The sequence below is a fragment of the Dyella sp. genome (assembly GCF_035277725.1).
In the GTDB taxonomy this organism is placed as follows: domain Bacteria; phylum Pseudomonadota; class Gammaproteobacteria; order Xanthomonadales; family Rhodanobacteraceae; genus Dyella_B.
The window spans coordinates 1-14,109 of sequence record NZ_DATEJY010000145.1; the positions used below are offsets into that span (position 1 = coordinate 1).

General features: G+C 61.7%; 17 protein-coding genes. 12 read left to right on the forward strand and 5 right to left on the reverse strand.

Annotated features, from left to right (window positions below; translation table 11 throughout):
- The 4 genes from VJR68_RS13240 to VJR68_RS13255 form a co-directional block, all read right to left on the reverse strand.
- A partial coding sequence (locus VJR68_RS13240) for an FAD-binding protein (protein ID WP_324148326.1) occupies positions 1 to 634 on the reverse strand: 634 nt, incomplete at its 3' end.
- Between the two features lie 5 nt (positions 635 to 639).
- Positions 640 to 1,035 (reverse strand): succinate dehydrogenase, hydrophobic membrane anchor protein, encoded by a 396-nt coding sequence (gene sdhD, locus VJR68_RS13245; RefSeq protein ID WP_324148328.1) that lies wholly within the window; start codon positions 1,033 to 1,035, stop codon positions 640 to 642.
- Entirely contained in the window at positions 1,032 to 1,427 is a 396-nt protein-coding gene (gene sdhC / locus VJR68_RS13250) for a succinate dehydrogenase, cytochrome b556 subunit (RefSeq protein ID WP_324148330.1), read from the reverse strand. The genes sdhD and sdhC overlap by 4 nt, the downstream gene beginning before the upstream one ends.
- 107 nt (positions 1,428 to 1,534) lie before the next feature.
- Positions 1,535 to 1,702 (reverse strand): DUF1674 domain-containing protein, encoded by a 168-nt coding sequence (locus VJR68_RS13255; RefSeq protein ID WP_324148332.1) that lies wholly within the window; start codon positions 1,700 to 1,702, stop codon positions 1,535 to 1,537.
- Between the two features lie 106 nt (positions 1,703 to 1,808).
- On the opposite strand from VJR68_RS13255, the gene VJR68_RS13260 reads away from it, so the two are divergent.
- Both VJR68_RS13260 and VJR68_RS13265 read left to right on the forward strand, forming a co-directional pair.
- Positions 1,809 to 2,651: a folate-binding protein gene (locus tag VJR68_RS13260; protein WP_324148334.1), complete on the forward strand. Its 843-nt coding sequence runs from the start codon at positions 1,809 to 1,811 to the stop codon at positions 2,649 to 2,651.
- A gap of 443 nt (positions 2,652 to 3,094) precedes the next feature.
- Positions 3,095 to 3,529 carry a cell wall hydrolase gene (locus VJR68_RS13265; RefSeq protein ID WP_324148336.1) on the forward strand — a complete coding sequence of 145 codons (435 nt, stop codon included), beginning with the start codon at positions 3,095 to 3,097 and terminating at the stop codon, positions 3,527 to 3,529.
- 79 nt (positions 3,530 to 3,608) lie between these two features.
- On the opposite strand, the gene VJR68_RS13270 is transcribed toward VJR68_RS13265, so the two are convergent.
- Positions 3,609 to 4,079 (reverse strand): glycine zipper 2TM domain-containing protein, encoded by a 471-nt coding sequence (locus VJR68_RS13270; RefSeq protein WP_324148338.1) that lies wholly within the window; start codon positions 4,077 to 4,079, stop codon positions 3,609 to 3,611.
- 143 nt (positions 4,080 to 4,222) lie between these two features.
- On the opposite strand from VJR68_RS13270, the gene VJR68_RS13275 reads away from it, so the two are divergent.
- From VJR68_RS13275 to ccmA, 10 genes are all read left to right on the forward strand, one after another.
- Positions 4,223 to 4,990 (forward strand): TatD family hydrolase, encoded by a 768-nt coding sequence (locus VJR68_RS13275; RefSeq protein WP_324148357.1) that lies wholly within the window; start codon positions 4,223 to 4,225, stop codon positions 4,988 to 4,990.
- Positions 4,991 to 5,163: 173 nt separating this feature from the next.
- Positions 5,164 to 5,661, forward strand: a complete 498-nt coding sequence (locus VJR68_RS13280) for a MarR family transcriptional regulator (protein ID WP_324148340.1) — start codon at positions 5,164 to 5,166, stop codon at positions 5,659 to 5,661.
- Complete coding sequence (locus VJR68_RS13285) at positions 5,658 to 7,193, forward strand: efflux transporter outer membrane subunit (RefSeq protein ID WP_324148341.1); 1,536 nt, start codon at positions 5,658 to 5,660, stop codon at positions 7,191 to 7,193. The genes VJR68_RS13280 and VJR68_RS13285 overlap by 4 nt, the downstream gene beginning before the upstream one ends.
- A 2-nt stretch (positions 7,194 to 7,195) precedes the next feature.
- Complete coding sequence (locus VJR68_RS13290) at positions 7,196 to 8,404, forward strand: efflux RND transporter periplasmic adaptor subunit (protein WP_324148343.1); 1,209 nt, start codon at positions 7,196 to 7,198, stop codon at positions 8,402 to 8,404.
- A gap of 159 nt (positions 8,405 to 8,563) precedes the next feature.
- Complete coding sequence (locus VJR68_RS13295) at positions 8,564 to 10,120, forward strand: DHA2 family efflux MFS transporter permease subunit (RefSeq protein ID WP_324148345.1); 1,557 nt, start codon at positions 8,564 to 8,566, stop codon at positions 10,118 to 10,120.
- A gap of 77 nt (positions 10,121 to 10,197) precedes the next feature.
- Complete coding sequence (gene phaR, locus VJR68_RS13300) at positions 10,198 to 10,698, forward strand: polyhydroxyalkanoate synthesis repressor PhaR (protein ID WP_324148347.1); 501 nt, start codon at positions 10,198 to 10,200, stop codon at positions 10,696 to 10,698.
- Positions 10,699 to 10,774: 76 nt separating this feature from the next.
- Positions 10,775 to 11,536 (forward strand): acetoacetyl-CoA reductase, encoded by a 762-nt coding sequence (gene phbB / locus VJR68_RS13305; protein ID WP_324148349.1) that lies wholly within the window; start codon positions 10,775 to 10,777, stop codon positions 11,534 to 11,536.
- Positions 11,537 to 11,681: 145 nt separating this feature from the next.
- Complete coding sequence (locus VJR68_RS13310; RefSeq protein ID WP_324148351.1) at positions 11,682 to 13,052, forward strand: NAD(P)/FAD-dependent oxidoreductase; 1,371 nt, start codon at positions 11,682 to 11,684, stop codon at positions 13,050 to 13,052.
- Positions 13,045 to 13,479, forward strand: coding sequence for a DUF3293 domain-containing protein (locus VJR68_RS13315; RefSeq protein WP_324148353.1), 435 nt, complete (start codon positions 13,045 to 13,047; stop codon positions 13,477 to 13,479). Before VJR68_RS13310 ends, VJR68_RS13315 begins: the two co-directional genes overlap by 8 nt.
- Positions 13,480 to 13,500: 21 nt before the next feature.
- Positions 13,501 to 14,109: cytochrome c biogenesis heme-transporting ATPase CcmA (ccmA, locus tag VJR68_RS13320; protein ID WP_324148355.1), on the forward strand; the 609-nt coding region annotated here is incomplete at its 3' end.

Below are 14,109 nucleotides of genomic sequence, written 5' to 3' on the forward strand. Positions count from 1 at the left end.
AATACGCGCGGCCATAGCCGCCGGTCGCCAGGATCACGGTGTGCGCGCGGTAACGATGCAGCCGCCCGGTGGCCAGATCGAGCGCCACCACGCCGCGGCACGCGCCGTCCTGCATGATGAGGTCGAGCGCGAAGTATTCGACGAAGAATTCCGCATCGTGCGCCAGCGCCTGCTGGTACAGCGTGTGCAGGATCGCGTGGCCGGTACGGTCGGCGGCGGCGCAGGTGCGCTGCGCGGTGCCCTTGCCGTAATGCGTGGTCATGCCGCCGAACGGACGCTGGTAAATGCGCCCATCGTCAGTGCGCGAGAACGGTACGCCGTAGTGTTCCAGTTCCAGGATCGAAGGAATGGCCTCGCGGCACATGTATTCGATCGCGTCCTGGTCACCCAGCCAATCCGAGCCTTTGATGGTGTCGTAGAAGTGGAAGCGCCAGTCGTCTTCGCCCATGTTGCCGAGCGCGGCAGCAATGCCGCCCTGCGCTGCCACCGTGTGCGAACGGGTCGGGAACACCTTGGTGATGCATGCGGCCTTCAGGCCCTTTTCGGCCAGGCCGAACGTGGCGCGCAGGCCGGCGCCGCCGGCGCCCACCACGATCACGTCATATTTGTGCTGCTGAATTTTGTAGGCTTCCATCGAGCTCAGGCTCCCAGTGCGATGCGCAGCACGGCCAGCGTGCCAGCCAGCACGCTCAACACGGCAATAAACTTGATAGCCACCAGCAGGAAGATTTCCTTCCAGCGGGTATGCACGTAGTCCTCAACGACCACCTGCAAACCGAGCACGGCGTGCCAGAACATGGTGACCAGGAAGGCGATCAGCAGCACCGCGTTCCACGGCTTGGCCACCATCGCGCGCACCGTGGCGTAGTCGCTGTGCAGGTGGCCCAGCACCAGCACGACAAACCACAACCCGAGTACCACCAGCGCGGTGGCGGTGGTGCGCTGGGTCCACCAGTGGCTTACGCCGAACTGAGCCGAACCCAGGCCGCGTGCCCGCTTGAGCGGATGGCGCAGATCTTTCGCATTCGCACTCATGCGGCACCTCCGGCAGACAGCGCGTAGCCAACAACAATAAGCGTAAGCAGCAAGCTGACGATCACCGAGGCCCAGCTGGAACGCACGAACTGGACGATGGCGTAACCCGCGCCCGCGTCCTGCACCAGGTGACGGATGCCATTGCACAGGTGATAGAAGAAGGACCAGGTCCAGCCGATCAGCAGGATGATGCCGAGGGGGCTGCCCATGCAGACCTTGAACTGGTTGAAGGCGTCTTCGCCGGCAGCCAGGGCGACCAGCCACCACACGAAGATCAAAGCGCCCACGGACAGGGCAATGCCGGTGGCGCGATGCAGGATGGAGGTCACCATCTGCACTTGCCACTTATATATCTGTAGATGCGGTGAAAGCGGTCGTTGCGTCTCTGCCATGGCGGCTATCCTGGGGTGGAATCGCTAATGCCCGTGCACTACTACCGCTCCCCTTGCCTGTGCTTCGCGCCGACATCAAATGTCGTGGCGCGATCGGCGCAACGGCATCAGAAGTCGATGCAGCGCCCGTTCTTTTCCCAATCGCCGTAGCGCGTGGGATCCGGCGCCGGCCGCTCGTTTTGTTCCTTGCCCGGCACGGGCGAAACGGGCGTTGCTGCCCGCTCTTTCTTGGCGGGTTCGTTCGGCGTGGCGGGTTTGGAGGACGTGTCGGGCATGTTCGTATCGCTAAAAGCGTAATACTTGCGGCATAGCGGCACAACCAGTTGACGCCAGACGCCGGGCGATGCAAGCAGGCAAGATGGGCACTGCCGCAGCCAGCTCTTGCATCACACCCTTGCCACCCCCACTCCAGCGCGCATGCCGACATCTCACACCGCCCACGCCATTTTCATCGAAGGCCCGGACGCCATCGCCTTCGCGCACAGCCAGTTCACCAGCCAGGTCACCGCACTGGCCAACCAGCGCTGGCAATTCAGCAGCTGGCTCGACGCACAAGGGCGCGTGCGCAACATGTTTCATCTTGCACGCATCAGCGACGAACGTTTGCTGGTCATTCTGCGTGGCGGTGACGCGACAAGTTTTATTGAAAACCTGCGTCGCTTCGTCTTTCGCTCGCGCGTCAAACTTTCCAACGCAGAAGGATTGCTTGCAAACAGTTCTGCTACGCCGCTGCACGATGTAGACATGCAAGATGATGCCATTCGTTTGGGATGCGGAACGCACAGCGTGCTGTTCGGCGAGAACGTGCAAAACGACGATGCATGGCAACTACAACAATTGCGCGAAGGTTGGGCGTGGCTTCCAAGCAATACATTGAACGAACTGCTTCCGCCTGCTTTATCGCTGCATCGTCTTGGTGCCGTTGCTATCGACAAAGGTTGTTATCCTGGCCAGGAAATCGTTGCGCGCCTGCATTATCGCGGCGGCAACAAACGTCACTTGCATCATGTTGCGTTATCGAAACACGCACAAGAAGGTGCATTGCTTCAACGCGATCATCGCGAGTTCATGCGCTTGCTCAATCTCTTCATTGTGGACAACGAACATATTGAAGCGTTGGCTGTCATGACTGATGAAGCAGCAGAGCAGTTCGGACAACAGCATGAACATTTGCTCAGTGATGATGGCATTGACATACGATTGCTAACTAGTTGGCCGGCTTGACGTTTACATCATGCTTGCTATGCCAAGATGGTGAGCGTAGTGTGAATCTCGCTGCGCCAGCACTTGCAAAGAGGAGCGCGGCCCACTAGATTCCGCCAAACTTTTTCCGGCACCCACCAGCCCACAGGGTGTCGACATACGCGACGAACCGGAGGGGTCCGGATCGGCGCGACCCGGCAAGAAGACGCCGGAGTACAACTCGCCGTATGCGCGAACACGCTGCATTGAAGTGCCCAATGCACGCAGCGTAAATAGCCGAAAGCTTTCCCGGTCGACATCGGACATGTCGATCGATTCCACCGCGTTACAGCGGTCAACACCCGTTTGCGCCTTAAGTTTCGGCGCAAGCGATAGATCCAGGTGGAACGGCCTGCCCGCCCGTCCACCGCAACGGCGTCCTGGCGCGTATGTGCGCCCGTACGTACTGCAAGCTGGAGGCAGATATGAAACTTTCCATGTTGTTGTGGCTGATGTCCGTACTGCCCCAACCGCTCGCAGACCAGACTTGTCTGGCTACCACCGTCTATCTGGAAGCACGCAGCCAGTCGACGGTCGGCCAAATGGCAGTGGCGGAAGTCGCCATGCGCCGGCGCGAACGCGGCCAGTGGGGTGGTACGGTGTGTGACGTCGTCAAGGCGCCGCATCAATTCGCGCTATCGACGACGTCGCCCAATCAAGAGATCGACAACGTCGTTGCATTCCAGAAAGCCTGGGACATCGCCGGCAAGTCGATCCAGAACTGGGGGCTTCCCGTCGACGAGCGTCACCTATTCGTTCCCCACGCGGACCACTTCGCCACCGTCTCGGTTGCACCGAACTGGTCACGCAATCAACGCGCCATCACGATCGGCGATCACAAGTTCTACTCGATCAACTGATACGCGCAAAACCATAAAAAAGGCCCTCGCAAGAGGGCCTTTTTTGTTTTGGACGTCCAGACGTCCATTCAAGAAATAATCAGCGCGGATAAACCTGGTTGTTGCTGATGACAACATAGTCGCCAGGGCGCACGCCAGGATTCGGACCCTGCGTGACCGTGGCGTACTGTCCATTATCCATGCGCACCACGATCTGCCATGCCGGCGTCGTACCTGCAGGCTGGCTGTTCGCCTGCCCCACCTTATTACCCACCACGCCGCCGACCACCGCGCCGCCGACGATAGCCGCCGTATTGCCGCGTCCATGACCGATGGTACTGCCCAGCAAGCCGCCGGCCACTGCACCGATCACCGTGCCCAGGCCGCTGTTATTGCTGCCTTGCTGCTGAATATAGATCTGCTGTACTTGCTGCACCACCCCGCAATTCTGGCAACCGCGATAGCCGTAGGTCGTCTGGTATGTGGTTGGCTGCGTCTGGCAGCCCGACAAAGCCGCCACGGCGATCAGCACCGCGGCCACCGCACCGAATTTGAACGATTTGCTTTTCACAACGACCTCCTGTGTATGTTGGTGTGCGCAAGCGCGCCGCCCGGCGAGACTTGATGTGGCGCATTGAAGCGCCCATACGCTGAATGACGGCAGACCGCTTCGCACCTATCAGAACAGCCTCAAGATAACGCATCATGACAGCCATGCTTACGCTTGCCGACAGCCACGTACACCTGGATGACGTTTCGTTCGATAGCGATCGCAACGCCGTCCTGGAGCGCGCCCGGCAGGCAGGTGTAACACTGCAAGTCATCCCGGGCGTCGATGCCGCCAGTTGGCCGCGCATCCAGGCGCTATGCAGTGCCGGCAGCGGGCTTTTTCCTGCCTATGGCATGCACCCGATGTTCATGGATCAGCATCGGCCGGAACATCTCGCGGCGCTGTCGCATTGGCTTGCGACACAGCGCCCTGTTGCCGTAGGGGAAATCGGCCTGGATTTCCACGTCGAAGGTTTGGATGCCGAAGACCAGCGCCATTACTTTTTGCAACAGCTGAAGCTTGCGTGCGAATTTGACCTGCCCGTGATTCTGCATGCGCGCGCCGCGATGGACGAAGTAACCGCCACCCTGCGCCGCATCGGCGGTTTGCGTGGCGTCGTGCACAGCTTTGCCGGCAGCCAGCAGCAGGCCGAGCAGCTGTGGAAGCTCGGTTTTCATATCGGCATTGGCGGCCCGGTCACCTACGAACGCGCGCAACGCTTGCGACGCATCGTCGCCCATATGCCAATTGAGCACTTGATGCTGGAAAGCGACGCGCCGGATCAACCGTTATCGACGCACCGTGGCCAGCGCAACGAGCCGGCACGTGTCGCGGAAGTTCTGCAGTGCGTGGCCGCCTTGCGCGGCGAAGCGCCTGAAACCGTCGCCGCTGCCACCACCGCGAACGTAAAGCGCCTATTCGCCATCGCCTGACGCTTTCCCCAACATTCACGCCATCCATGCATCTCGTGTTGGGGTTCGGCTTCGCCTCACCCCAACCTACCGGTCTACCGGCACTTGCCAAGCCACCGGTTTACGCCTCATGATTTTATTTCACCAGTGAAATATGCACCGATGAAATGCTTCTGAGCGACAAGATCAAGTGCATGGACGAGGGGATCGCGGGAGTACGCAGAGCCATTCCGGAAGTACCGGCAGACGTCGGGCTATGCCGGATCATGCTGCTCATCGCCGAACGGCTGCAGGCGGAACTCGAATACAAGCTGCGCCCGTACAAGCTCAACGACAGCGAATTCCGCGCGCTTATCGCGATATTTGCCCATCCTGGCGGCGCCTCCACGCCGGGCGAGGTGTGCCAGTTCACCTCGCTCGGTGTCACCAACATGACGCGCATTGCCAACGCACTGGTCAAGCGCGGACTCATTACGCGCGGCCCGAGTGATGAAGATCGCCGCCGCGTCGTCATGAAAATCACGCCGGCCGGCAAGCGCTTCGTGCAGAAGATGCTGCCAAGCATGCTGCCGCGCCTGAAGCTGCTTTTTGACGGCTTCACCAATAACGAGCGCAGCACCTTGAACCGCCTGCTGCGCAAGCTGGCAAACAACCTCAGCCAACTCGAACACGCAGCGGGTGATTCGCCATGAACGCTTCATCCTTTCCGTACGCACGGCTTCGTCCCCTGGTGTTGATAGCCGCATTGGCGCTCGCCGGCTGCCATATCCCGGCCAAAGTGCAACACCCTGCCCTGCGCGACGACGTACCGCTCGCAGGCCTGCCTACCAAGGCGGGCGCCGAATGGCCTGCCACCGAATGGTGGCGCGTGTACAACGACCCGCAACTGGACCAGGTGATGGCGCTGGTCATGAAGCAGTCGCCCGATCTGGAACAAGCGCGGACGCGCGTGAAAACCGCCGAGCAATCGGTACGCGTTGCCGCGGCCCAAGCCGGACTTACCGTCGACGCCAATGGCCAGCTCACGCGTCAGCGCATGAGCGACCATGGCTTGATTCCTCCTTCTCTGCTCGGCTTCAACTGGTACAACCAGGCCGACCTGAGCGTGCAGCTCGAATACGATTTCGATTGGTGGGGCAAGAAGCGCAACGCGATCGAATCCGCACTCGATCAGGCGCATGCCGCCGAAGCGGAACGCAGCGCGGCCATACTCACCATTCAGAACGCGGTGGCGGATGCGTACTTCGGTCTGCTGGCCGATGAAAGCCGCCTCGCACTCACGCAGCAAGCCGTTGGTGTGCAGCAGCGCTTGCTTCACATCGCCGAACTGCGCGTACGCCAAGGCGTGGATCTGCCCGATACCGTGCAACAAGCACGCTCGCAACTTGCCAGTACACAGCAGATGCAGGCCACGCTGGAAGGTTCCATCCAACTGCGCAAAGTGGTGCTCGCAGCACTGGTGAACGTATCGCCGGCGCAATTGCCGCCGCTCGAACCACGCGCATTGCCCGAACTGGAAGGTGCCATTCCCGATGACGCACACCTGGACTTGATCGCTCGCCGCCCCGACATTGCCGCCAGCCGCTGGCGCGTCGAAGCCACACTGAAACAGATCGATGTGGCGCGCGCGCAATTTTTCCCCGATTTCAGCATCAAGGCGATGGCGGGTCTCTCCAGCACGGATCAGGGCGCACCGAGCTTCGGCGGCCTGACCACCGGCAGCAAGGGCGATCTGGGTAATTTGTTCACGGCCGGCAGCCGCGTGTTCGGCATCACGCCGGCGGTACATCTGCCGATCTTCGAAGGCGGCCGGCTGAAAGCGAATTACGGTGCCAGCCGCGCCGGGCTCGATGCCGCCATTGCGGACTACAACGTGGCAGTGACGGATGCCGCGCGCGACGTCGCCACGCAAGCCGTCACCGCACAACAGATTGCCGCGCGTCGCGTAAAGCAGGATGCGCAGATCAAGGCCAATGCAGCGCTGCTCGCCAACGCACAGGCACGCGCCGCGCACGGCACGCAGGATGCGCGCCAGAGCCTCGACGCTGAAGCACAGTTGCTGCAGCAGCGCGACCAGGCCATCAGCCTGCAAGCGCAGGCGCTAAGTACCGATCTGGCGCTGATCAAGGCGCTCGGTGGTGGCTATCGTTCCGATCTCGGCAACAAGACAGCGCAATCCGCCGCTGCTCCCTCTCCCCCTTCAAATCCCGCAGGAGCCCCCTGACCATGAGCGCCTCCGAGTCCGCCCTCTCCAAGGACGCCAATGACAGCGGCCTGGCCGCCAAGAATCCCGCCAAGCGCAGCCGCGCATTGTTGATCGTGGGCGCGATTTTCGTGCTTGCTGGATTGACGTGGCTCCTGTTGTGGTTCTTTGTGTTTTCAACGCGCGAGAGCACCGATAACGCGTATGTGGGCGGCAACCAGGTTGCACTCTCGTCGCAGGTGCCTGGCACCGTGATCGCCATCCTCACCGATGACACGCAGCACGTGACGGCCGGACAGGTGCTGGTGAAGCTGGATCCCACCGACGCCGACGTGCGTCTGCGCCAGAACAGCAGCGCGCTTGCACAAGCGGTACGCCAGGTTCGCCAGCAGAACGATTCGGTGACCGGTGCCGACGCCACGGTGGCGGCGCGTGAAGTCGATCTGCGCAAGGCCGAAGCCGATCTGAAGCGCCATCTTCCATTGGTCGCGGCCCAAGCCGAATCGCCGGAAATCGTGCAGCACATGCGTGACAGCGTGGCGCAGGCGCAAGCTGCATTGAATGCCGCGAAGGCACAGGCGCAATCGGCACGCGCTGCGGTGGAAGGCACCGACATCGCCAACAATCCGGCTGTGATGCAGGCGCGTGCAAACTTCCGCGCCGCCTGGATTGCCGCGCAACGCAACACCATCGTCGCGCCGGTCAGCGGTTACGTGGCACAACGCAGCGTGCAGCTAGGCGCAAGCATTTCACCCGGCCAGCAGTTGATGACTATCGTGCCGCTGCACGATCTGTGGATCGATGCGAACTTCAAAGAAAACCAATTGCGCCATATCCGCATTGGCCAACCGGTCAAGGTCACGACAGACCTGTACGGCGGCGGCGTCGAATACCACGGCAAGGTGATCGGCCTGGGTGCGGGCACCGGCAGTGTGTTCTCGCTGTTGCCGGCGCAGAACGCGACCGGCAACTGGATCAAGGTGGTGCAGCGCGTGCCGGTGCGTATCGCGCTCAACAACGATGAGCTGGACAAGCATCCGCTGCGCGTTGGCCTTTCGACCGATGTGACTGTCGATATCAGCAATGACCAAGGCCCTGAGCTGTCATCGTCACCCGCGCAGCCGCCTGCGGAAACCTCGGTGTATGACCAGGTAGCAGCACAGGCCGATGCCGAGGCGGAAAAGATCATTCGCGCCAACCTTGGCATGTCCGACGATGCGTCCAAGCGCTGAACTTTCCGCCCTTCCCCCTGCTTGCAGGGGAGACTTGCCCCGTAGGTTGGGGTGCGAACCCCAACGTCGCCGTGCTCGCTCGCGCGTCATGTTGGGGTTCGCACCCCAACCTACGAGCATCGCGCCATGTAGTTAACTCTTTTATTTAGCGGATCCATCATGGCTGCCACCCCCGAAAACGCCGCACCATTGAAACCGCTGCACGGCACGCCGCTGGTGCTGCTGACCATCGCCGTGGCGTTCAGCACCTTCATGGAGGTGCTGGACATGACCATTGTCAATGTCTCCGTGCCGCACATCGCTGGCAGCCTGGCGGTGAGCCCGAACGAAGGCACCTGGGCGATCAGCTCGTATTCGCTGGCCAGCGCCATCATGCAGCCGCTCACCGGCTGGGTGGCGCGCCGCTTTGGCGAAGTGCGCACCTTCGTCACGTCGGTGATGTTGTTCGTGCTGTTTTCAATGTTCTGCGGCCTGTCCACCACCATGCCGATGCTGGTGTTCGGCCGCCTGATGCAAGGCGCCGGTTCCGGCCCGATGGTGGCGCTCTCGCTGACCTTGTTGCTGTCGAGCTATCCGAAAGAAAAACAGGGCGTCGCGCTGGCGATGTGGGCGATGACCGTAGTGGTGGCACCGATCTTCGGCCCGATCCTCGGCGGCTGGATTACCGACAATTTCTCCTGGCCGTGGATTTTCTACATCAACCTGCCGGTGGGCATCCTGGCCGCGATCATCACCTGGACACTGCTGCACAAGCGCGAGACCAAAACCACCAAGGCGCCGATTGATGTGGTGGGCCTGGTGCTGCTGGTGGCAGGCGTGGGCTGTCTGCAGTTCATGCTGGACAACGGCAACGACCACGACTGGTTCGCCTCGCCGCTGATTCTTACGCTGGGACTGATCGCACTGGTCTGCCTCACCTTCCTGGTGGTATGGGAAATCCACGCCAAGCATCCGGTGATCGATCTCACGCTGTTCAAGGAGCGCAACTTCACCGTGGGCGTGCTCAGCCTGTCGCTGGGTATGTTCGCCTTCTTCGGCATCAACGTGGTGTTTCCGCTGTGGCTGCAAACCACACTGGGCTACACCGCCACCTGGGCAGGTTTGGCCGCCGCGCCGGTGGGCGTATTGGCGTTTCTGCTGTCGCCGATCGTTGGCCGCAACATGGACAAGGTCGACCTGCGTTTACTGGTGAGCATCGCGTTCATCGTGTTCGCGTTTACGTCGTACTGGTTTTCCACGTTCGACAGTGCGGCCTCCTTCGCTACGCTGGTGATACCACGCTTCGTAATGGGGCTGGCCATTCCCTGCTTTTTCATTCCGCTCAACCAGATATACCTCTCCGGACTGCCTGCTTCGGAGATCGCGAGCGCCTCCGGGTTGTCCAATTTCTTCCGCACGCTGGGCTCGAGCGTTTCGACCGCAGTCATGGTGACGTTGTGGCAGCACCGCGCCATTTCCCATCACGCCAGCCTTACCGAGTACGTTAATCCGGCTCAACCGGGTGCCGCGAACTATCTGCAGCAGCTTTCGCACATGGGATTCGGCGCCACGCAACGCGCCGCTTATATCGATCAAATCATCAATCGCGAAGGCTATACGCTGGCTGTTAACGACATTTTCTACGGATGCGCCATTCTGTTCATCGTATTGCTGCCCGTGCTCTGGTTCGCTCGCCCGCCGTTCGGCAGCGCGGGTGGCGGCGCTGCGGGGCACTGATTGCTGCACCCGGTCGTGCAGCATAAAAAGGCGAACCCTGACTGGTGCGACGCAATACCTTCTGCTAGTTTGTGTGCATGGCACAAACTATCCGCATCATCAAGAAGTACCCGAACCGTCGGCTCTACGATACGGAGATCTCCAGCTACATCACGCTGGAAGAAGTCCGTCAGCTGGTTCTGGATGGTGAAACCTTCGAAGTCCGTGACGCCAAAAGCGGCGAGGACCTGACCCGCTCCGTGCTGCTGCAGATCATTTCCGAGCACGAAGAAAAGGGCCAGCCGATGCTGTCGCCCCAGCTCCTGAGCCAGATCATCCGCTTCTACGGCGATTCCCTGCAGGGATTCATGGGCCCGTACCTGGAGCGCAGCCTGCAGGTGTTCCTCGACCAGCAACAGCAGTTCCGCACCCAGCTCAACAGCCTGATGGGGCAAACCCCCTGGTCGCTGCTCAACGATCTGACGGAACGCAACCTGGATGCCTGGAAGAACATGCAGCGCGGTTTCCTCGATGCCGCCTCGCAAGCCGCCACCCCACCGGGTCAGGCCGGCCGCGGCACCACCACCAAGAAACCCTGATCGCGTTGCTCGGGCACGCCACACCGCTGCAGCACAACACGTGCTGCCGCGCGGCATGCGTTAAGAGATCTCTGTCATGAGCCCGTCACACTCCGCATCGCGTGTCGCCCTGGTCACCGGGGGCATCGGCGGTATCGGCACTGAAATCTGCCTGCAGCTTGCCCAAGCCGGCCGCGCGGTCATCGCCGTCGATCTGGCTACGCGCAGCGATCGCATCGAAACCTTCCGCGAACGCACTTCCGCCTTGAATGGCGCCATCCGTTTCGAACCCTGCGACGTCAGCGACTTCAAAGCCTGCGGTTCGCTCGTCGAGCATATCGAACGCCATATCGGCCACGTCGATATCCTGGTGAATGCCGCCGGCATCACCCGCGATACCAGCTTGCGCAAGATGGATCCGCAGCAATGGCATGAACTGATGCGCGTGAACCTCGATGGCGTATTCAACACCTGCCGCCAAGTCGTCGAGGGCATGACGGCACGCGGTTTCGGCCGCATCGTCAACCTCAGTTCGGTAAATGGCCAGACCGGCCAGTTCGGGCAGACCAATTACTCTGCCGCCAAGGCCGGCGTGCACGGTTTCAGCATGGCACTGGCGCGGGAAACGGCGCGCAAGGGCGTTACTGTGAATACGGTTTCGCCGGGCTATTGCGATACGCCGATGGTGGCCGCAGTGCCGCAGGAAATTCGGCAACAAATTATCTCCGACATTCCGGTGGGCAGGCTCGGCACACCAGGCGATATCGCCCGTGCGGTCGTGTTCCTTACGGCGGATGATGCCGGCTATATCACCGGCGCCAACCTGCCGGTGAATGGCGGCTATTTCATGAGTTTCTAGAATCGCAGGTTGGGGTGCGAACCCCAACATTGCTCTCCTGATCAACGCGGCGATGTTGGGGTTGGCACCCCAACTTACGAGCCTCACCCTTGCAGTCAACGCCCAGTTGCGGAACATTGTCGTGCTCCCACTGATGGCACGCAGCATGACGCAACAAACCATCACCCTGATTGGCGGCGGCTTGGTCGGTGCCTTGCTGGCCAAGCTTCTGGCCACGCGCGGGTTTACCGTTGAGGTCTTTGAAAAACGTCCTGATCCGCGCCGCGCTGGCTTCGTTGGCGGACGCTCGATCAACCTCGCGCTCGCCGAACGCGGCTTGCAGGCGTTGCGTACTGCGGGTCTTGCCGATGACGTGCTGCAGCGCGCGGTGATGATGCGCGGACGCATGGTGCATCCGCTGCAAGGCACATCTGGGCTGCAGCGTTACGGCGTGGACGACAGCGAAGTGATCTGGTCGGTCTCGCGCGGCGGGCTCAACATGCTGCTGCTTGATGCCGCGGAAGCAGCGGGCGCAACGTTCCATTTCGGGCAAGGTCTCGCCGCCGCCGATCTCGATGTGCACCGCATCACCCTGGTCGATGAAGCCGGTACGCAACGCCAGCACGATGCAGCCGTGCTGGTCGGCGCCGATGGTGCTGGCTCTGCATTGCGCGCAGCCATGAACGATTACCTGCCACTCGGCCAACGCGTCGAACCCTTGGGCCACGGGTACAAGGAACTGGAGATTCCGCCCGCCACCGGTGCCAACCGTTTCGCGATCGAACCGCATGCGCTGCACATCTGGCCGCGCGGCGGCTACATGTGCATCGCGCTGCCCAACACCGAAGGCAGCTTCACCGTTACGCTGTTCCTGCCGGCGCATGGCCCGCATCCCAGTTTCGATACGCTGCCCGATGCCGCGGCAGCCAGCGCCTTCTTCCGCGACGATTTCCCGGACCTGCTGCCGCTGATTCCCAATTTTTCCGAAGACTACGACGAGCATCCGGTCGGCAGCTTGTCCACGCTCTATCTCGACCGCTGGCACATCGACGGCCGCGCCTTGCTGATCGGCGATGCGGCGCATGCCATCGTGCCGTTTCACGGTCAGGGCATGAATTGCGGTTTCGAAGATACGGTTGTGCTGGCGAATCTGCTGGCGGAAGCAGGCCGCGAGACCGCCGACGCGTTCGCCGAGTTCCAGCGCATCCGCAAACCGAACGCCGATGCGATCGCAGCGATGGCACTGGAGAATTACATCGAGATGCGCGATTCGGTCGCCGACCCACGCTATCTCGCCAAACGCGAACTCGGCGCGCGGCTGGCCGAACGTGCGCCGCACTATTTCATGGCGCGCTACCGCATGGTCACCTTTACGCATCTGCCTTACGTGTATGCGTACGAGCGCGGGCGTGCGCAGGACGTGCTACTGGAACAACTGCTGCGCGGCTCCACCGATGTTGAAAACATCCACCTGGACGCCGCCGTAAGCGCGCTACGAGCCACTTTGCCCCCGTTGCCGCCGCTGCGTCATGGATAGCGGGCTGATCGCGGCCTACCGCAACACGGACTACCGCGTGCGCCTGGCGCGTGGCGGTTTTGCATCCCTGCACGTGGATGCGCCCGTGCCCGCTGCATTGCGCAGCCTGATCGGTCCGCACAGCTGGGCCTTCATCACGGCATGGAATCCCTTTTCGCAAAGCCGGCCGCGCAGCCAGAACCATGCTGCGCAACAAACCCTGCTCGCGGCTTTGCAAAAGCTACCTTCCACAGTCGCCATCCACCCCGCCATCGGCGTGGGCCAGGACTGGCGCGAACCCAGCTTGTTCGTCCTGGGCCCGGAACTGGCGCAGACGGATGCCCTGGCGCAGCAATTCCAGCAGAACGCCTATGTCCACGGCCTGGCTGACGGCTACGCGCGCCTGCGCCTGACCAGCGGCGAGCCGCCGCGTGGACAAGCTGGATAAGCCATCCGCACAATGCCGGTGATGACTTCCCACTCTCCGCTACTCGAAGCCCGCGCCCTCGCCTTCCACCGCCAGGACGAACCCGTATTCGGCCCGCTGGATTTCCATCTCCATGCCGGCGAGCTGATGTTGATCGAAGGCGACAACGGCAGCGGCAAGACCACCTTGATGCGCATCCTTACCGGCTTGTTGCGCCCGGAGGAAGGCCAATTGCTATGGCGCGGCGAGCCGCTCACCTGGGATCGCTGCAGCGGCGAAGTGGTATTCCTCGGCCATCAGCTCGGCCTGAAAGCGGAACTGAGTGCGCGCGAGAACCTTGCGTTCACCATCGGCCTGCACGGCCATCGCAACCAGAGCGGCATTGAAGGCGCACTCACGCAGGTTGGATTGACCGGATTTGAGGATGAACCCGTACGCAAACTTTCCGCCGGCCAGAAGAAACGCGTGGCGCTGGCGCGCTTGCTGCTGATTCCTGCTGCGCTATGGCTGCTGGACGAACCCTACGCCAATCTGGACCGCACTGGCATCGAACTGGTGGATGCACTGCTGGAAGCGCATATCGCGCACGGCGGCGCGGCGCTGGTCACCAGTCATGGCGCCGTGCAGTTCCATGGCGGCGAGCCGCAGCGG